13 protein-coding genes, 4 tRNA genes and 1 other RNA gene are annotated in these 17,909 nt (G+C 68.0%); 5 read left to right on the top strand and 13 right to left on the bottom strand.

Annotated features, from left to right (window positions below):
- Positions 1-96 precede the first annotated feature (96 nt).
- From F793_RS0103185 to F793_RS13965, 3 genes are all read right to left on the bottom strand, one after another.
- A complete protein-coding gene (locus F793_RS0103185) occupies positions 97-2,169 on the bottom strand; it encodes a SulP family inorganic anion transporter (protein WP_018867017.1) in 2,073 nt (690 codons plus the stop codon).
- 456 nt (positions 2,170-2,625) lie between these two features.
- Positions 2,626-2,715, bottom strand: a tRNA-Ser gene (locus tag F793_RS0103180).
- Positions 2,716-2,784: 69 nt separating this feature from the next.
- A tRNA-Ser gene (locus tag F793_RS13965) sits at positions 2,785-2,944 on the bottom strand.
- A 176-nt stretch (positions 2,945-3,120) separates the two neighbouring features.
- Between F793_RS13965 and F793_RS0103175 the strand changes: the two genes are divergently transcribed.
- Positions 3,121-3,195: transfer RNA gene (locus F793_RS0103175), tRNA-Val, on the top strand.
- 246 nt (positions 3,196-3,441) lie between these two features.
- Here the strand turns inward: F793_RS0103175 and F793_RS13540 are convergent.
- The 3 genes from F793_RS13540 to pdxH form a co-directional block, all read right to left on the bottom strand.
- A non-coding RNA gene (locus tag F793_RS13540) (RtT sRNA) lies at positions 3,442-3,572 on the bottom strand.
- Between the two features lie 238 nt (positions 3,573-3,810).
- Positions 3,811-3,900: transfer RNA gene (locus tag F793_RS0103170), tRNA-Ser, on the bottom strand.
- A 91-nt stretch (positions 3,901-3,991) separates the two neighbouring features.
- Positions 3,992-4,636, bottom strand: coding sequence for a pyridoxamine 5'-phosphate oxidase (gene pdxH, locus F793_RS0103165; protein ID WP_018867016.1), 645 nt, complete (start codon positions 4,634-4,636; stop codon positions 3,992-3,994).
- A 117-nt stretch (positions 4,637-4,753) separates the two neighbouring features.
- Between pdxH and F793_RS0103160 the strand changes: the two genes are divergently transcribed.
- The 3 genes from F793_RS0103160 (at position 4,754) to F793_RS0103150 (ending at position 9,276) form a co-directional block, all read left to right on the top strand.
- Positions 4,754-6,328, top strand: a complete 1,575-nt coding sequence (locus tag F793_RS0103160) for a glutamate synthase-related protein (protein ID WP_018880559.1) — start codon at positions 4,754-4,756, stop codon at positions 6,326-6,328.
- Positions 6,329-6,420: 92 nt separating this feature from the next.
- A complete protein-coding gene (locus tag F793_RS0103155) occupies positions 6,421-6,819 on the top strand; it encodes a globin (protein WP_018875608.1) in 399 nt (132 codons plus the stop codon).
- A 132-nt stretch (positions 6,820-6,951) separates the two neighbouring features.
- A complete protein-coding gene (locus tag F793_RS0103150) occupies positions 6,952-9,276 on the top strand; it encodes a YgiQ family radical SAM protein (RefSeq protein WP_018882017.1) in 2,325 nt (774 codons plus the stop codon).
- 12 nt (positions 9,277-9,288) lie between these two features.
- Here F793_RS0103150 and F793_RS0103145 read toward each other — a convergent pair whose 3' ends face one another.
- From F793_RS0103145 to hpnD, 3 genes are read right to left on the bottom strand one after another with little or no spacing between them, the layout of a single operon-like run.
- Complete coding sequence (locus tag F793_RS0103145; protein ID WP_018867012.1) at positions 9,289-10,077, bottom strand: SDR family NAD(P)-dependent oxidoreductase; 789 nt, start codon at positions 10,075-10,077, stop codon at positions 9,289-9,291.
- Positions 10,074-11,420, bottom strand: a complete 1,347-nt coding sequence (gene hpnE / locus F793_RS0103140; protein ID WP_026280837.1) for a hydroxysqualene dehydroxylase HpnE — start codon at positions 11,418-11,420, stop codon at positions 10,074-10,076. Before hpnE ends, F793_RS0103145 begins: the two co-directional genes overlap by 4 nt.
- 4 nt (positions 11,421-11,424) lie before the next feature.
- Positions 11,425-12,285 carry a presqualene diphosphate synthase HpnD gene (gene hpnD / locus F793_RS0103135; protein WP_018882019.1) on the bottom strand — a complete coding sequence of 287 codons (861 nt, stop codon included), beginning with the start codon at positions 12,283-12,285 and terminating at the stop codon, positions 11,425-11,427.
- A 179-nt stretch (positions 12,286-12,464) separates the two neighbouring features.
- Between hpnD and hemN the strand changes: the two genes are divergently transcribed.
- Entirely contained in the window at positions 12,465-13,853 is a 1,389-nt protein-coding gene (gene hemN / locus F793_RS0103130; protein ID WP_018882020.1) for an oxygen-independent coproporphyrinogen III oxidase, read from the top strand.
- On the opposite strand, the gene hpnC is transcribed toward hemN, so the two are convergent.
- The 4 genes from hpnC to F793_RS0103110 form a co-directional block, all read right to left on the bottom strand.
- On the bottom strand, positions 13,850-14,719 hold the full coding sequence (gene hpnC, locus F793_RS0103125) for a squalene synthase HpnC (RefSeq protein ID WP_018867008.1): 870 nt from the start codon (positions 14,717-14,719) through the stop codon (positions 13,850-13,852). The genes hemN and hpnC overlap by 4 nt on opposite strands.
- Positions 14,720-14,752: 33 nt before the next feature.
- Positions 14,753-15,442, bottom strand: a complete 690-nt coding sequence (gene gph, locus F793_RS0103120; protein ID WP_018882021.1) for a phosphoglycolate phosphatase — start codon at positions 15,440-15,442, stop codon at positions 14,753-14,755.
- The gene (gene ubiG, locus F793_RS0103115; RefSeq protein ID WP_018882022.1) at positions 15,439-16,182 is read right to left on the bottom strand and encodes a bifunctional 2-polyprenyl-6-hydroxyphenol methylase/3-demethylubiquinol 3-O-methyltransferase UbiG; all 744 of its coding nucleotides are present in this window, start codon (positions 16,180-16,182) and stop codon (positions 15,439-15,441) included. Before ubiG ends, gph begins: the two co-directional genes overlap by 4 nt.
- Before the next feature lie 314 nt (positions 16,183-16,496).
- Positions 16,497-17,831, bottom strand: a complete 1,335-nt coding sequence (locus F793_RS0103110; RefSeq protein ID WP_018880565.1) for a TRZ/ATZ family hydrolase — start codon at positions 17,829-17,831, stop codon at positions 16,497-16,499.
- Positions 17,832-17,909 lie beyond the last annotated feature (78 nt).

Below are 17,909 nucleotides of genomic sequence, written 5' to 3'. Positions count from 1 at the left end.
AAGCCACAGTGTAGCGATAAGCGCGCCCGGTTGCAGTGTTTCCACAGCCGGTCCGGGAGATCCGGCCGGCCGTGGGGCAACGGGCGCTGGCGTCCCCTACTTGATGGGTTCGCCGACCTTTTCGGAGATCGTCTTCACGGCGTGATCGGTGGACTTGAAGATGTTGTCCTCGCCGATGATCTCGTCCAGCCCGGTGCGCTGCATCACCTCCATCACCTGCGCCTTCACCCCGGCGAATACCAGCGTGATCCCGCGCGCCTTGAGGCGATGCACCAGCTGATGGATGACCTCTTCGCCGGAGGCATCGATCTCGTTGATGCCCTTGCCGACCACGATCAGGTACTTGGCCTGCGGGTGCCGTGCCACCAGGTCGAGCACTGCGTCTTCAAAGTACGGCACGTTGGCGAAGTAGAGCGAGCCGTCGAAGCGCATCATGCCGACCTTCTCATTGGTCTCCAGGCCATAGCGCTGGGCCTCGCGCAGGGTGCCGTCCTCGTAGCGGGCCAGCTCCGATACGCGCGGCTGCATAGTGCGGTACAGGTAGAGCACGATGGCCAGGCCGGCACCGGTCAGGATGCCGTAGTCCAGGTTCGGGGCCATGGCGAGCGTGGCGATGAAGGTCACGATCGCGGCGGCGCCGTCGTGCTTGTTGGCCACCCACGCGTGCTTGATCGCCTTGAAGTTCACCAGGCCGGCCACTGCCATCATGATGATGGCTGCGAGGACCGCCTGCGGCAGGTGATAGATCAACGGAGTCAGGAACAGCAGCGCCAGGCCAATGATCACGGCGGTGAAGACCGACGAGAGTCCGGTCTTCGCGCCGGAATTAAGGTTCACGGCCGAGCGGGAGAACGAGCCGCTGACCGGGTACCCCTGGGTGAAGCCACCCGCGATATTCGCCAGGCCCTGACCCATCAGTTCCTTGCTGGGGTCCAGCCGCTGGCCGGTCCGGGCCGCCATGGCCTTGGCAATCGCGATGGCCTCGGTAAAGCCCACCAGGGCAATGACGAAGGCGGTGGTCAGGAGTGTCGTGAACGTGCCGAAGCTGATCTCCGGAATCGAGAAGCCGGGAAGGCCCTGAGGCACATTCCCGACCACGGCTCCGCCCCCGTTCAGGTGCACGGTGTCGTCGCCCACACGCTCGATGCGCCAGGCAGCCCGGTCGGCGCGCTCGCGCTCAGCGTCGGTCAGGTGTTCGTCGGCAATGAAGCGGGCGGGTTCGTCATCGGTGCCGGGCACCCGTCGCAGGGTGAGGTCGCGGATCTCGTCGCGCATGGTCGCCAGTTCTGGGCGCAGTTCCTCGCGCTCCAGGCGCAGCTGGTCGGCCTCGTGGCGCAGGCGGACGGCCTCGGCGCCTTCCTGTTGTTGCAGTTCGGCCTCCAGGCGTCGGATCTGGTCGTCGAGTTCGGCCAGGCGGGCACTTTCGCGCTCGATGTTCTGGGCAAGGGTCAGGACCTCGGCCGGGGCGATCTGCTCGATGGAGGTCTCGGCCTTTTGTTCGTAGCCGATCGCCCAGCTGGCGACGATCGCCACGACCACCGCGACCAGCACGCCGGGGATCTTGGGCGTGAAACGCTTCATCGCGACCATCAGGGCGATCGCGCCTATCCCGAACGCAAGGGTTGGCCAGTGCACGCTGCCCAGTTCCATGAGCACGCCCCAGAGACCGAGCATGAAATGGCCGCTGGTATCGATCGGCACGCCCAGAATCTTGTTTACCTGGGACAGGGCGATGATGATCGCGGCCGCATTCGTGAATCCGACGATCACCGGGTGCGAGATGAAGCTGACCAGCGCACCCAGCTTGAACAGCCCCAGCATCAACTGGATCACGCCAACGATGAACGCCAGGGCGATGGCGAGCATGATGAATTCGGAAGAGCCTTCGGCCGCCAGCGGTATCAGTGCCGAGGCTGTCAGCAGGGAAACTACCGCCACCGGACCGGTCGCCAGCTGATTCGAAGAGCCCCACAGGGCCGCCACCATGACAGGAAGCAGAGAAGCGTACAGCCCGTAGACCGGCGGGAGCCCCGCCAGTTGGGCATAGGCCATGGATTGCGGGATCAGGACCAGGGCGACCGAGATCCCGGCGATGAGATCCGCGTTGAGGGTTTGCTTGGTCGGGCGCCAGCCGAGAAAGGGAAACACTCGCAGCAGGATCGGATTCATCGGGTCACTCGCTTGGCCAGTTCGTGAGAAACGACGACGGCCGAAACCAGGGCTGGGGCGCCGGAAGGCATTCCGGGCCAGGGCGTGCCAGGGCCGTCGTCACAGAACTGGCAGCCGGAGCTGGGCCCGCTGGATGTTCGCGGGCGCAAGCGGGAAAACGGCGCCGATTATAGTGCCTTCAGTCATTTTCTTCTATCTAACTTGTTCTATGTGAAACATGTTAGATGGGCTATGTGTGGGGTGCGGGGAGGGTGCGGCGAGTGGGGTGGGGGAATGGCGGAGAGGGAGGGATTACGGTGCCGCGGGCGCCGCCCTTCGGGCCGCCACCTCGCGGCGGCGTTCCGGCGTCGCTGTGCGTCGCCGGTCGAACCCGAGCGTTGGATCTCGAGGGTTCGAATCCCGGATTGGCGGGGTTGGCCCATGCGTTAGATAGCATTTGGATTTCTTGCTGGAATCTGGCGGAGAGGGAGGGATTCGAACCCTCGAGGGGCTTTCACCCCTGCCGGTTTTCAAGACCGGTGCAATCAACCGCTCTGCCACCTCTCCGAGGCTGGGCATTGTCTGGTACGGGGCTCGGGCTGGCAACCGGTGGGCGGGCTGCGTGGCCTGGCGACCACGAGAGGGAGGGATGGATTCGGCCCCGCGGGCCTCACCCTTCGGGCGTTGCCTGACGGCAACGTCCTGCGGCGGCTGCGCCGCCTTGTCGAACCCTCGAGGGGCTTTCACCCCTGCCGGTTTTCAAGACCGGTGCAATCAACCGCTCTGCCACCTCTCCGAGGTCGGGCATTGTCTGGTACGGGGCTCGGGCTGGCAACCGGTAGGCGCGCTGCGTGGCCTGGCGGCCACGAGAGGGAGGGATGGATTCGGCCCTGTGGGCCCGGGGCGCGTGGGGAAACACGGCACACAATGCTTGACGTTCGCTCGCGCGAACCCTAATCTTGTCCGCGCTCCGGGCGGTTAGCTCAGCGGTAGAGCACTGCCTTCACACGGCAGGGGTCACTAGTTCGAACCTAGTACCGCCCACCAGATTCGGATCAAAGGAAAGCGGCCTCGGGAAACCGGGCCGCTTTTTTTGTGCGCGTGGAGGGCCCGAGGCCGGATCGTCCGGGGCTGGCACAGGCGCCTGCCGTGACTCCGGTGCGCCGTGTCTCCCCGGGGCGACGTTCCGGCATTTCCGTGGCCTGCCAGTCGGATGGTCGGTTTCGATTCTCGCCGTAATTGGGGGTATTCAGACGCGCGAAAGGGGCCACTTGGGGCCCCCTTGCTTGAATCTGGCGGAGAGGGAGGGATTACTCGGCGCGGTGCGCCTCGCCCTTCGGGTCGTCACCTGCGGTGACGTTCTGGCATCGCTTCGCGCTGCCAGTCGAACCATCGTTTTCGATTCCTCGGGTTCGAATCCTGAAACCTCAGGGGCCAGACATGCGAAAGGGGCCACTTGGGCCCCTTTGCTTTGATCTGGCGGAGAGGGAGGGATTACGGCGACGTGGTCGCCGCCCTCCGGGCCGCCTTCGCTGCGCTGCGGCGTTCCGGTGTCGCTGCGCGCCACCGGTCGAACCATCTTCTCTAATTCCTCGGGTTCGAATCCCAGAACGTTGGGGCTATACATGCAAAAGGGGCCACTCGGGCCCCTGTGCTTGAATCTGGCGGAGAGGGAGGGATTCGAACCCTCGGTACTCGCGAGAGTACAACGGTTTTCGAGACCGCCCCGTTCGACCGCTCCGGCACCTCTCCGTATTTGCTGAACCGGGCGGGGTCGAGCCGCCACGGCGGAGCGAATCCTAGCAGATTCGGCCGGGCGAGCGGTAGCGGCCGCCGGGGATGCCTATGGCATCAGGCGGGTGATTTCCCAGTCGCTCCCGACGCGGTGGTACTGGAACCGGTCGTGCAGGCGGTTGGCGCGCCCCTGCCAGAACTCGAACAGCTCCGGTTGCAGGCGATAGCCGATCCAGGCGGGGTCGCGCGGGATGTCGCCATCCGGATACTGCTGTTCCAGCGCGCGTACGCGCTGCTCCAGTTCGTCGCGGTTCGCGACCGGGTGGCTCTGGGTGGAGGCGGCGGCGGCGAGCTGGCTGCCGCGTGGACGCTGATGAAAATACTCGTCGGCGAGATCGGCGGGCAGGGCGGCGACGGGTCCCTCGATGCGGATCTGGCGCTCCGTTTCCGGCCAGTAGAACAGGAGCGCGGCGCGCGGGTTCTCGTTGAGGTCCTGGCCCTTGCGGCTGCGCGAGTCGGTGTACCAGGCAAGCCCGTCGGCATCCACATGCTTCAGGAGCACCGTGCGTGCGGACGGCTGGCCATCGGCATCGGCGGTGGCGAGGATCATCGCGGTCGGGTCGGGGTTGCCGGCCTCGCGCGCGGCCTCCAGCCAGTCGTTGAGCAGGCCGAGCGGGTTGGCCTGAAGGTCGCTGCGACGCAGTTCCGCGCGGGTGTAGTCGCGGCGGGTGTGGCGGTGGTCGGCGGTCGTCATGAGGGGCCTCGTGCTTGAGCGAGAGGCGCCCATCATACGGCGGCGCGCCGGATTCGGAAATTTGTCGCGGTTTCGCTGTCACACTGGGGGACGATCACAGAACGCAAGGAGCATACGATGGCCGAGCCGATTATCGCCGCAGTGGAACCCCGGGGTGTGGAGCTGAAAAAGGGCGAGGAGTACGCCTTCTGCCGCTGCGGGCGTTCGCAGGATCAGCCGTTCTGCGACGGTTCGCACCAGGGGACGGGCATCGAGCCTCTGGTATTCACCGCACAAGAGGATGGCGAGGCCTACCTGTGTCAGTGCAAGCAGTCCGGGAACCTGCCGTACTGTGACGGGACCCATGCGCAGTTCGAGGCCGATGCAGTCGGCGGGCCGGCGAGTGCCGCGGATGCTGACACCGAGGGCGAAGCACGTGACGCCGAGCCCGGGGATCGGGCGCCGAGCCCGCGCAACAGTGAGACGGAGCCGCATGTCGAGTGGATCCACGCGCTGGCGCGGGATGGACTGGAGGGTGTGGGACGACACGGGACCACGGTCGCCATGGGGGTCCCGCGGGACCGGCTGCCGAGCTGGGACGGGATGCAGTTGCTGGCGGCACAACTGGCCACGCGGCCGCTGGACGAGGGGGCCGAGATCGGGACATCGCTGGTGATCGGGCCGGAGGCGAAGCGGCCGCTGGAGCTGAAGATCCCGTTGCTGGTGTCCGACATGAGCTTTGGCGCGTTGTCGCGGGAGGCGAAGATCGCCCTGGCGCGCGGGGCCGAGCGCGCAGGGACGGGCATCTGCTCTGGCGAGGGCGGCATGCTGGATGCGGAGCAGGCGGAGAATTCCCGCTACCTGTTCGAGCTGGGTCCCGCCGGGTTTGGCTACTCCGACGCGGTATTGGACAAGGTCCAGGCGTTTCACTTCAAGGCCGGCCAGGCGGCGAAGACCGGTGTTGGGGGTGTCCTGCCGGGGAGCAAGGTGAGCGACGAGATCGCGCGGGTGCGCGGGATCGAGGCCGGCCAGGATGCCCATTCGCCCGCGGCGAACGCGGATCTGCAGACCCCGGCCGATTTCCGTCGGTTTGCCGATGCGGTGCGCGAGAAGACCGGCGGCGTGCCGGTGGGCTTCAAGCTCTCGGCGAACCACATCGAGGCGGACCTGGCGTTTGCCCTGGAGGCCGGGGCCGATTACCTGATCCTCGACGGCCGCGGAGGTGGCACGGGCGCGGCACCGGCCCTGCTGCGCGACCACATTAGCGTTCCGACCATCCCGGCGCTGGCCCGCGCGCGTCGATTCCTGGACGCGAACGGGGTCTCCGGTCGCGTGACGCTGCTGGTGACGGGCGGCTTGCGCACCCCGGCGGACTTCGTGAAGGCCCTCGCGCTGGGGGCCGACGGTATCGCCCTGGCCAATTCGGCGATTCAGGCGGTGGGCTGCGTGGGCGCGCGGATGTGCCACACCAATCAGTGCCCCAGCGGCGTGGCCACGCAGGATCCCGCCCTGCGCGCCCGGCTGGATCCGCAGGAAGGAGCGGAACGTCTGGGTCGGTTTCTGGAGGGCTCCACGGAGTTGATGAAGGTGCTGGCGCGGGCCTGCGGGCATGCCAGCCTGGAGGACTTCGGGCCCAATGACCTGACCACGTTCGATCGCGACCTGGCGCGGCTGGCCGGTATCCAGTACGCGGGTGTGCTCGAAGGCAGTTGACCGTCGATTGGGCGGGCCCGGGCTTGATCTGGATCAGCACCCGCCGGAGCAATCCCGTTACACTCGCGCATTTTCGCGACTGGGGGATCTGGATGAGCTACTCCGATGTGCACCAGAGCTACGGGCGTTGCCGGCGGGCCGGCAACTTCGTGGACCGCTTCTATGAACGCTTTCTCGCGGCGGACGAGCGGGTGGCGCAGGCCTTTACGACCACGAACTGGTCGCAGCAGAAGCGGGCCCTGGGGCAGGCGGTCTCCACCGCGATCAGCTACGCGGAGGGCGAGAGCTTTGTGGCGCCGACCATGGAGAAGATGGCCGAGGTGCACAGCCGTCATGGCCGGGTGCCGGTGGCGCCGGAGTTGTACGGGGTGTGGCTGGACTGCATGGTGGAGACGGCCCGCGAGGTGGACCCGCGCTGGGACGAATCCCTCGCGCAGCGCTGGCGCGGGGCGCTGAGCCCGGCCATCGACCTGTTCATTGAACGCTACTGACGCCAGGCGCGTACCCGGCGGGGACTGAAGGACGAAGCCCCGCCCGTGGGCATGCCCTGTTGATCTCGCTGCGCCCGGGGCGTGTAATGCGCGGATTTCCCGTTGCCGGCGCCCGCCGGAAGAAGCCTGGTGATGTCCGCAGCCCCCGAGACCCTGTTTGCCCGCAAGCCCTACTGGGCCAAGCGCTTTGGCACGGCACCGTTCTTGCCGACCACGCGCGAGGAGATGGACGCGCTCGGTTGGGACAGCTGTGACATCGTGCTGGTCACCGGCGACGCCTACGTCGATCACCCGAGCTTCGGTATGGCGATCATCGGGCGGCTGCTGGAGGCGCAGGGGTTCCGGGTCGGCATTCTCGCGCAGCCGGACTGGACGTCGGCCGAGCCCTTCCGCGCCCTGGGGCGGCCCAACCTGTTCTTTGGCGTGACCGCCGGGAACATGGACTCGATGGTCAACCACTACACCGCGGAGCGGAAGCTGCGCTCCAACGACGCCTACACCCCGGGAGACGTGCACGGCAAGCGTCCCGACCGGGCGGTGATCGTCTACGCCCAGCGGGCCCGCGAGGCGTACAAGGATGTGCCGGTGGTGGCCGGCGGCATCGAGGCCAGCCTGCGCCGGATCGCGCATTACGACTACTGGCAGGACAAGGTGCGCCGCTCCGTGCTGCTGGATTCGCGCGCGGACATCCTGCTGTTCGGCAATGCCGAGCGGGCCCTGGTGGAGCTGGCGCATCGCGTGGCCGCGGGCGAGCACCCGCGCGAGATCACGGATCTGCGGGGCACGGCCTTCCTGCGGGATGCGGTCCCCGCCGGCTTTGTCGAACTGGACTCCAGCGAGGTCGATACCCCGGGGCCGGTGGATGCCAACCCCGACCCCTACGCGATGGTCTCGCCCGCAACCTGTGCCGATGCCGAAGGGCAGGACAGCTCGGCGGTACAGGGCGAGCCGGGCATAAAGGTCGTGCGCTTTCAGCGGCAGATCCCGCGGGGCACGCCGCGCGACCAGACGGTGATCCGCATCCCTGCGTTTGAGCAGGTGAAGGGGGATGCGGTGCTGTATGCCCATGCCTCGCGGGTGCTGCATCTGGAGACTAATCCGGGCAACGCGCGGGCGATCGTGCAGCGCCATGGCGACAAGGAGGTCTGGCTCAACCCGCCGCCGATCCCGCTTTCCACCCCCGAGATGGACGCGGTGTTCGACCTGCCCTATGCCCGTGCCCCGCACCCGGCATACGGTGATGCCCGCATCCCGGCCTGGGAGATGATCCGCTTCTCGGTGAACATCATGCGCGGGTGCTTTGGTGGCTGTACCTTCTGTTCGATCACCGAACACGAGGGGCGGATCATCCAGAGCCGCTCCGAGGACAGCGTGCTGCGCGAGATCGAGGAGATCCGCGACAAGGTGGACGGGTTCACCGGTGTGATCTCGGACCTGGGCGGGCCGACGGCCAACATGTACCGCCTGGCCTGCAAGGACCCGAAGATCGAGCAGAGCTGCCGGCGGCTGTCCTGTGTGTACCCGGGGATCTGCAGCAACCTGGATACCGATCACGCCCCGCTCATCCGTCTCTACCGCAAGGCGCGCGCGCTACCGGGGATCAAGAAGATCCTGATCGCCTCGGGGCTGCGCTATGACCTGGCGATCGAGTCCCCGGAGTACGTGAAGGAGCTGGTCACCCACCATGTGGGTGGTTACCTGAAGATTGCGCCGGAACATACGGAAAAGGGCCCATTATCCCGGATGATGAAGCCGGGCATGGGCACCTATGACCGGTTCAAGGCCATGTTCGAGAAATACTCGAAAGCGGCAGGGAAGGAGCAGTACCTGATCCCGTATTTCATTGCCGCGCACCCGGGGACCACCGATCAGGACATGCTGCAACTGGCGCTCTGGCTCAAGCGCAATGATTTTCGCGCCGACCAGGTGCAGGCGTTCCTGCCCAGCCCGATGGCGCTCGCCACGGCTATGTGGCACTCGGGCCGGGATCCGTTGCGTGGCATCCGCCGCAAGGCGAGCGAACGGGTGCCGGTCGCCCGGGGCTTCCGCGCCCGCCGCCTGCACAAGGCCTTTCTGCGCTACCACGACCCGAACAACTGGCCGCTGCTGCGCGATGCCCTGCAGCGCATGGGGCGGGCCGATCTGATCGGGAACGGGAAGCACCATCTGGTGCCGACCTGGCAGCCGGCCGGGACGGGGCAGGGCGCGGCGCGCCCATCCACGGGCGGGCGGATGACCCGCGGCGGGAAGGCCCTGAAAAAGCGCGGCCAGACCTTCCAGACCCAGCACAACGGGGTGGAGGCCGCGGCCCGTCCGGGGGCGAAACCAAAGGCCGGGGCCGCGTCGGCGGGCAAGGCGGGCGGCCGTTCGCCGGCGCCCCACGGTGGCAAGCCGCGGGCTGGTGCCGGGAAGCTCCGCAAGAAGGGGCGCCCGGCCGGCAAGCGGCCGCGCGCCTGACGGCGCAGTGGCTCAGGCCGACGCGTCGGGCGGCGGTACCTGGCCTTCCAGGCTGAGATTCAGGCCGGTGGTGGTGCGGTCGCCGGGGTCCAGGAAGTACAGGTAGGGGCCCACCACCGCCTCGGGTTCGGGCAGCAGTTCCGCGTTCTCACCCGGATAGTGGCCGGCCCGGAAACGGGTGCGCACGGGACCGGTGTCCACGCCATTGACGTGGATGAAGCGCGGCTCGTTGCGATGCTCGTGGGACAGGATGTCGATCAGGGCGTCCTGCGCTGCCTTGGCCATCCCGAAGGCCCCCCAGAAGGCCTTGCGCGCGTTCTGGGTGGAGACCACCAGGCTTCCGGTCGGGCTGGCCTCCAGCAGGGGCAGCACAGCCTGGGTCAGGAAGAACGGGCCGTGCAGGTTGCTGTTGATGACCTTGAACCACAGCTCCGGGTCGTAGTTCTTCATCGGCATCAGGGCCCCGGCCCAGCCGGCGTTCAGCACCAGGCCGTCGAGGCGACCCAGCGAGTCACGGATGTTCTCCGCCAGGTCGCCGTAATCCTTGACCGTAGCCCCCTCGAGATTCAGCGGGTAGATCGCGGGCTGGGGCTGGCCGGCCTGTTCGATCCGGTCGTAGACCGCCTCCAGGCCCTTCAGGTCCTTGTCCAGCAGGACCACCGTGGCGCCGGCGGCGGCGCAGGCCTCGGCGACTGCCCGGCCGATGCCGTCGGCGGCGCCGGTGACGAGGATCACGCGCTGGTCAAAGGCGCCCGGTTCGGGACGGTAGGCGAGGAGGCGAGGGATATCGAGGTCGGTCAAGGATGGTCCTCCAGGAACAGGTGCGCCGATTCTAGTCCAGATTGTACGGCGGCTTCGAGCGTCGACGGCAGTGCGTGGGTCAGGTAATCCCCTGACAGGTAGCAGTCGGGCCAGGGCGTGCGGGGCGGTGGACGGTGCCGATCCAGATCGACCCGGGCGTCCACCGTCGCGCGGCGCTCGCAGACGCAGTGACCGGCTGCGGGCTCCCCCAGCTCGGGAAAGGTCCGTACCAGCGAGCGGGCGACGGTGCGCCATCGGGCATCCGCCGTCAACGGTTCGAGGTCGTCGGCGGCCGAGATCACAACAGCCAGCCAGTGCGGGGCGCCCGCGACGTGCCGGGGGATCAGCCACTGGCCATGCTGGCCGAGCAGCCCCTGGAGAGGGGGCCGGTCCGTCAACCGCCGCGGGTAGCGCAGGTAGACGGTGCAGATGCTGCGTGCGCCCATGGCCTTGAGCCCCTGATGCGTGGCGCCCCATCGAGCGTCCGCTGGCAACAGGCTGGCGGTGGCGGTGGGCGTGGTGGCCAGGATCAGCGCGCGGGCGTTGCTGGTGTCGCCCTGGCGATCGTGCAGTCGATAAGGGGCATCCGGGCGTGTCGCGTCGCGCTGGATCATCGTGATGCGGCGGCCAAGGTCCACGCGCGCACCCCGGGCCCGAAGCTCGCGGATGGCGGCGTCGGGGAACACCTCGCCCAGGGGCCGCGCAGGGATCAGCAGGCGGGCGGCCTCCGGCCCGTGATTCAGGGCCCGTCGCAGCACGTTCTGGAAGATCCGCGCGGAGGCCAGGCGGGTCGGAGTGTTCATCACCGCCAGGCACAGGGGGTCCCACAGCCGCTCGATCAGGGCTTCCGGCTGGTGGCGGCGCTGCAGCCAGTCGAGTACCGGCAGGTCGTGTCGCAGGGGACGGTGCAGCAGGGCCGCCGCGCCGATCAGGGCGCGCAGCCGGATGCCGGTGGCGTGGCCGGGAAGGGAACGATAGAGGGCCGTGGCCAGGGCCGGCAGCCGGGGCGAGCGGGGCTCGAGCGCGAAGGCCGGGGATGCTGGCCGGCGGTCGGGGTCGAACATCCGCAGGCCGAACGGGACGGCGTGAAAGGCCGAGTCGGGGTCGATACCTACCGCGCGGATCTGTTCCAGGGTCTGCTGGCAGGCCCCCACGAGGATGTGCTGGCCGTTGTCCAGTGGGGTGTGGTCCAGCTCGAGGCTGCGGGCGCGCCCGCCGGGGATCCGGCCGGCCTCGATCAGGTGTACGGGCTGTCCGGCGCGAGCCAGGGCGAGGGCTGCGGTCAGGCCGGCCCAGCCCGCGCCGACCACGGCGACAGGGTTCGCGGGAGGGCTGGAGGCCATGGCGTCAGGCCGCGCGGCGGCGATGCTCGCGTTTCAGGCGCCGGGCGGTGCGCCAGGCGATCCACAGCTTGCGGATCGGGGTCAGGCGTACGCGGTGTTCCAGAACTCGGAAGCCGTCGTCCTCGATCTCGTCGAGCAGGGTGCGGTAGATCGCCGCCATGATCAGGCCCGGGCGCTGGGGGTAGCGGTCGGCAGCGGGGAGGTGTTCCTCGGCGCTGTTGTAGTAGCGCCGCGCGCGCTCGGCCTGTTGTGCGAACAGGGCTCGATGACGGTCGTCGGTGATGTTGACCTGGAACTCCTCGGGTTTGACCCCGTGCTTGCGCAGCTCGTCGAGCGGGATATAGACGCGGCCGCGCATGGCGTCCTCGTGGACGTCGCGCAGGATGTTGGTGAGCTGCAGGGCCATGCCGAGGTCGTGGGCGTACTTCAGCGTGCGCCGGTCGCTGTAGCCGAAGATGTGGGCGGACAGGATGCCGACCACGCTGGCGGCTCGATAGCAGTACAGCGACAGGGTGGTGAAATCCGGGTAGCTGTCGTAGTCGAGATCCATCTGCATGCCGTCGATGATCTCGTCGAAATATTCGCGGCCCAGGTCGAAGGCGGCGATGTGGGGCTGCAGTGCCTGGGAGATAGGATGACGCGGTTCGCCCGCGAACAGGCGTTCGATCTCCTGGCGCCACCAGTCCAGCTTGGTCCGGGCGACGCTCTCCTCGCGGACCTCGTCGACGATGTCGTCCACTTCCCGGCAGAAGGCGTACAGCCCTGTGATGGCGCGGCGCCGGTCGGGCTCCAGAAAGCGAAAGGCGTAGTAGAAGCTGGAGCCGCTCTGTGCGGCCTTCTCCTCGCAATACTCGTCGGGGGACATGCGCTCTCGCGTGGCGGGTGTCGAACAGGGACGGGAAGGCTAGCACAGGCAGTGCGCGAGGCGGGAGATTGCCCCCGAAGGCGGATTGTTGACCTGTATCAAGCCCGCTACCGGGTCGTGGTCGTAGCCTGTGGTGGTCCGATGCCGTAAATGGGCGGTACACGCTCGAGGGGGACCCGATGGAGCAGCGCCTGGTATTTGATCCGGAGATCCTGCGTCGCTATGACGTGAGCGGACCTCGCTACACGTCGTATCCCACGGCACCCCAGTTCCACGAGGGTTTCGACGACCGCGCGTATGCCGAGGCGGCGCAGGCCACCAACGGGGCGGACCCGGCGCGTCCGCTGTCGCTGTACGTGCATGTCCCGTTCTGCGACACGGTCTGCTTCTATTGTGCCTGCAACAAGGTCATTACCGGCAACTACCAGCGGGCACAGCGCTATCTCGCGTATCTCGAACGCGAGGCCGAGCTGCAGGGCGAGCTGTTTGATGCGGAGCGCACGGTGGGGCAGTTGCACTTCGGCGGGGGCACGCCGACCTATCTCGGGGACGAGGATCTGCGCCTGGTGATGGCATTGCTCGGGCGCCACTTCCGCCTCGACGACAGTGCCGCGCGCGAATTCTCCATCGAGATCGACCCGCGCGCGGTGCGACCCGAGACGATTCCGCTGCTGGGCGAACTGGGTTTCAACCGCATCAGCCTCGGCGTGCAGGACTTTGATCCGGACGTGCAGCGGGCGGTCAACCGCATCCAGCCCTTCGACGTCACCGCGCGCGCCGTCGAGCAGGCCCGGGCCCATGGGTTCGAGTCCACCAACTTCGACCTGATCTACGGGCTTCCGCTGCAGACGGTGGAGACCTACACCCGCACCCTGGAGCGTGCCCTCGAACTGCGCCCGGAACGCCTGGCGATCTACAACTACGCCCATCTGCCACAGATGTTCAAGACGCAGCGCCAGATCCGCGAGGCGGACCTGCCCGATGCAGCCGAGAAGCTCGCGATCCTGGAGACGACCATCGAGCGGCTGACCGCGGCGGGCTACGTCTACATCGGGATGGATCACTTTGCCTTGCCGGACGACGAGCTGGCCGAGGCACAGCGAGCCGGGACGCTGCAGCGCAACTTCCAGGGCTATTCCACCCGTGCGGAGTACGATCTCGTGGCGCTGGGTCCCACGGCCATCGGGAAGGTCGGCGCGACCTACAGCCAGAACCTGCGCGAGCTGGATGCCTACTACGCCCGCCTGGATGCGGGCCGCCTCCCGGTCTTTCGGGGGCTGGAGCTGAGTGCCGACGACCGCCTGCGGCGGGACGTGATCAGCGAACTGATGTGCCACTCGCGGATCGACTTTGCCGCGATCGAGGCGCGCCACGGGATCGTGTTCGGCGAGGTCTTCGCGGACGCGCTGGGGCGCCTCGAGGGTATGCAGGACGACGGCTTGGTGCGGATCGAACAGGGCCGGCTGGATGTGCTGCCGCGCGGTCGCCTGCTCCTGCGCAATGTGGCCATGGCATTCGACGCCTATCTGGCGACCGAAGGCCAGCCGCGGTACAGCAAGGTGGTTTAGCGGGCTCGGGGGCGCCGACGCGGGCGCAGGCTGTGGCTCAGGATGATCCAGGCATCGCGGGTGCGCAGGCGCGGGCGGGCGAAGACGTCGTCCTGCTGGCGCAGGCGCCAGAGGATGCGGGCGCCGCCATTGATGATGGCGCGGATTTCCAGCCCCATGCGCCCGCGCAGCATCCCGCCCAGGGGCGCGCCGGCCCGTAGCAGGCGATCGGCGCGGGCGTACTGGAACTGCATCAGATTGCGTAGCTGGAAGGTGGTCTTTTCGGCCGCGAGCATGGCCTCGGTGACGCCGTACTGGTCCATCTCCTCCTGCGGCAGGTAGATGCGGTTGTTCTCCTCCAGGTCCTGCTGCAGGTCCTGGTAGAAGTTGATCAGTTGCAGGGCCGAGCAGATGGCGTCGGAATGGCCCAGCATTTCCTCGGTCGGGTTCCCGTTCAGATGCAGCAGCAGCCGCCCGACCGGGTTGGCCGAACGCCGGCAGTAGTCCATCACCTCGCCAAAGGTCGCGTAGCGCGTCTGGTCGAGGTCCTGCAGGAAGGCATCGATCAGGTCGGAGAACGGTGCCGCCGGCAGGTGGAAACGGGCGCGGGCATCCGCCAGGGCGATCCATTCGGGATCGTGTTCCGCGGCCGGGTCCTCCAGGACCTGCACGCGTTCCTGCATGGCCAGCAGTGCCTGGCGGCGTTCTTCGACCGGGCGCGGGTCCTCGTCGGCCAGGTCGTCGGCGTCGCGGGCAAAGCAGTAGATCGCCGCCACCGGGTCGCGCAGGCGGCCGGGCAGCAACCAGGAGGCCACAGGGAAGTTCTCGTAGTGCGCCGTGGCACGCTGACGGCAGTGGCGATAGGCCTGGCGGATCCGGGGTTCCATCAACCATCAGCCCCCGCGGGGTGGCGGGCGTGATCAGCCGGCAAGGCTGCGCTCCGGGGCGGGGGCGCCGTTGTACCAGGCCCAGAAATCGTCGGGTTGCTCCAGGGCGCCGTCGGCGCCCCATTGATCCGGCTGCTGGTCCGCGTCGATGTAGCCCCAGTTGGCGATCAGGGTGGGCATGCCGGCGGCGCGTCCGGCCGCGATGTCGCGCTCGGCATCGCCCCAGTAGCAGTGGCGCTCCGGGGGCAGGCCGGTTTGCCGCGCCGCCAGCCACATGGGTTCGGGGTCAGGCTTGCGCTGGGGCAGGGTATCGCCGCTGACAACGGCCGCCATGCGGGAGCGCAGGCCGAGGGCCTCCAGCAGTGGATCGGTGAGCCAGCCCGGCTTGTTGGTGACCACGCCGACGGACCAGCCCCGGGCCTCGCAGCGGTCCAGGAGCTCGGCGAGCCCGGGGAACAGGGTGGTGGCCTGGCACAAGTCGCGGGCGTAGATCTCCAGGTAGCGCTTCTTCAGGTGCTCCGTGAAGGCGGCATCGGCGTCGGGGAAGGCGAGCGCGACGAGGGCCTGCGAGCCGTGGGAGACATGGTTGCGCACCGCCTGGAAAGGGAGTGGCGCGCGGTCGTATTCGGCCATCAGGGTGACCAGCGCCGCATGCATGTCCGGCGCGGTATCCAGCAGCGTCCCGTCGAGGTCGAACAGGAGCGAACCCAGATCGCGCGTCATGCGGTGGTGTCGTCGCCCCGGCGGGCGGCCATGAGGTAGTTCACGTCGGTGCGCCCCACCAGGCGGTAGCGACCGCTGAGCGGCGAATAGGTCAGCCCGGTCATTGCGGTGACCTCGAACCCATGGCGGCGCAGCGCGGCGCCCAGTTCCGAGGGCCGGATGAAGCGGCCGTACTCGTGGGTGCCGGCGGGCAGCATGTTCAGCAGGTATTCGGCCCCGACGATCGCCTCGGCGAAGGCCCGCGGCGTGCGGTTGATCGTGGACAGAAACAGCCAGCCGCCGGGACGCACAAGCTTCACGAGCGCATCGATGACCGCTTCGGGGTCGGGCACGTGTTCCAGCATCTCCAGGCAGGTGACCACGTCGTAGTCGCCGGCGTGGTGTTCGGCATGGGCCTCGGCGGTGGTATGCAGGTAGTGGATCTCCAGCCCCGCTTCGTGGGCGTGCTCGCGGGCAACTTCCAGGTGTTCGGCACCGGCGTCCAGGGCGGTGACGTGCGCGCCGCGCACCGCCATTGCCTCGGACAGGATGCCGGCACCGCAGCCGACGTCCAGCACCTTCTCGCCGGTCAGGTCGGCCTGGGCGTCGATCCACTCCAGACGCAGCGGGTTGATCGCATGCAGGGTGGCGAAGGGGCCGCTGGGGTCCCACCACTCGCGGGCGCGGTGCGTGAACTTGTGGATCTCGGCGCTATCGACGTTGGCGTGCGTCTGCGAACGGGATTGAGTCTGCGGGCTCATGGGATCGGTCTCGCTCAGGGAAACACTGGTTAATGTACACGTTCGCGCTCGAGTCGCTTTTGCGTGCGAACAAGGCGCGGTGACCGCCGTGCAGTCATTCTGCACAAGGGAGCCGCAACGCCGTTCTCGCGCCCGTTTTCGATAACAACGGGCGGCCGAGCCCCCGCTTTCAATCGTTTGTGGGGTTGGTACCCCAGGTCTCCCGATCCTGCGTTGCGGCCCTTGCCGGTAGAACCACTACCGGCTGCGCACCGCGCCTTGTCTCGGAAAACCTGGGGTACCAACGCGAGCGTGTACATTAATCAATGTTTCCCTCAGGCAATGGGCTGCTGGGTTTCCAGCACCCGGATGCGCCAGTCATCGGCTTCGGCGCGGAGGTCCTGCACGTTCAGCGTAAGCAGTTCCCGGTCGCGCAGCAACGGGCGTCCGGCCACGTAGACGTCGCGTACGGCATCCCGCGTGGCGGCATACACGATTTGCGCGCTGGGGTCGTGCGCCGGCTGCAGCTCCAGGGCCTGCAGGTCCACCGCGACCACGTCCGCCTGCTTGCCGGGCTCCAGCGAACCGATGCGGTCGTCCAGCCCCAGGGCGCGGGCGCTGCCGAGGGTGGCCATCTCCAGGGCCGAGGCGGCGGGCAGCGCCGCGGCGTCGCCGCTGACGGCCTTGGCCAGCAGGGCGGCGGTGCGCATCTCGCCGATCATGTCCAGATCGTTGTTGGAGGCGGTGCCATCGGTGCCCAGGCCGACGGTGATCCCGGCTTCCTGCAGACGCGCGACGGGGCAGAACCCGGACGCCAGCTTCAGGTTGGATTCCGGGCAGTGGGCGACGGACACCGGCCGGTCGCGCAGCTGGTCCAGATCGGATTCGTCCACCTGGGTCATGTGCACAGCGATGAAGGGCTGGTCCAGCATGCCGAGTCGGGCGAGGCGCGCCAGGGGCCGTTCGCCGTGGTCACGGACGGCGTCGGCGACCTCGCTGGCCGTCTCGTGGACATGCATGTGAATCGGGGCGTCGAGTTCGCGCGCGCGATCGGCCACGCGCTCCAGGCTCGCATCGCCAACGGTATAGGGCGCGTGCGGGGCCACATTGAAGGCGATCCGTTCGTGTCGGCCCCAGGCGGTCACCACGTCGGCGCCGCGCTGGAAGTACTCGTCGGCCGTGCTCGCCCAGGGGGTGGGGAAATCGAACACGGTCAGGCCCAGGGAGGCGCGGATACCGGTCTCGTCGACCACTCGCGCCGCGTCCTCCACGAACAGGTACATGTCGCTGAAACAGGTGGTGCCGCCACGCAGCATCTCCGCGACCGAGAGCCGGGTGCCGGCGCGCACGAACTCGGGCGAGAGCAGCTTGCCTTCGGCCGGCCAGATGTAGCGCTTGAGCCAGTCCATCAGGGTGTGGTCGCTGCCGATGCCCCGCAGCAGGCTCATCCCCGAGTGGGTATGGGCATTGACCAGGCCGGGAATCAGGGCGTGCCCGGGATGGTCGCGGTACTCCGCATCGGGGTATCGGGCGCGGGCGGTCTCCGTGGGCTCGATCGCCTGGATGACGCCGTCGCGGATGATGAGGGCGTGATCCCGCAAGATGGTGTCGCGGGGGATGACCGGGAGAATCTGGGGGGCGCCGAGGATCAGCGTCTGGGTCTGGTTCATGGGACACGGTCTGCGCGGGATACAGGGTCGCGCATGGTACCCGAAAGGGGCGGCGTTGCGCCGCCCCGGGTCGGTAAG

Origin of the sequence: Thioalkalivibrio sp. ALE22 (genome assembly GCF_000381445.1) — a bacterium.
In the GTDB taxonomy this organism is placed as follows: domain Bacteria; phylum Pseudomonadota; class Gammaproteobacteria; order Ectothiorhodospirales; family Ectothiorhodospiraceae; genus Thioalkalivibrio.
Note: the sequence above shows the minus strand (reverse complement) of the source record. Positions and strands in the feature narration are given on the sequence as shown.

Bases quoted from the DNA above. Each gene is read 5' to 3' on its own strand.
- F793_RS0103185 (WP_018867017.1), bottom strand. From the start codon at position 2,169: ATGAATCCGATCCTGCTGCGAGTGTTTCCCTTTCTCGGCTGGCGCCCG.
- pdxH (WP_018867016.1), bottom strand. From the start codon at position 4,636: ATGACGACCGCCGACCACCGCCACACCCGCCGCGACTACACCCGCGCG.
- F793_RS0103160 (WP_018880559.1), top strand. From the start codon at position 4,754: ATGGCCGAGCCGATTATCGCCGCAGTGGAACCCCGGGGTGTGGAGCTG.
- F793_RS0103155 (WP_018875608.1), top strand. From the start codon at position 6,421: ATGAGCTACTCCGATGTGCACCAGAGCTACGGGCGTTGCCGGCGGGCC.
- F793_RS0103150 (WP_018882017.1), top strand. From the start codon at position 6,952: ATGTCCGCAGCCCCCGAGACCCTGTTTGCCCGCAAGCCCTACTGGGCC.
- hpnE (WP_026280837.1), bottom strand. From the start codon at position 11,420: ATGGCCTCCAGCCCTCCCGCGAACCCTGTCGCCGTGGTCGGCGCGGGC.
- hpnD (WP_018882019.1), bottom strand. From the start codon at position 12,285: ATGTCCCCCGACGAGTATTGCGAGGAGAAGGCCGCACAGAGCGGCTCC.
- hemN (WP_018882020.1), top strand. From the start codon at position 12,465: ATGGAGCAGCGCCTGGTATTTGATCCGGAGATCCTGCGTCGCTATGAC.
- hpnC (WP_018867008.1), bottom strand. From the start codon at position 14,719: ATGGAACCCCGGATCCGCCAGGCCTATCGCCACTGCCGTCAGCGTGCC.
- gph (WP_018882021.1), bottom strand. From the start codon at position 15,442: ATGACGCGCGATCTGGGTTCGCTCCTGTTCGACCTCGACGGGACGCTG.
- ubiG (WP_018882022.1), bottom strand. From the start codon at position 16,182: ATGAGCCCGCAGACTCAATCCCGTTCGCAGACGCACGCCAACGTCGAT.
- F793_RS0103110 (WP_018880565.1), bottom strand. From the start codon at position 17,831: ATGAACCAGACCCAGACGCTGATCCTCGGCGCCCCCCAGATTCTCCCG.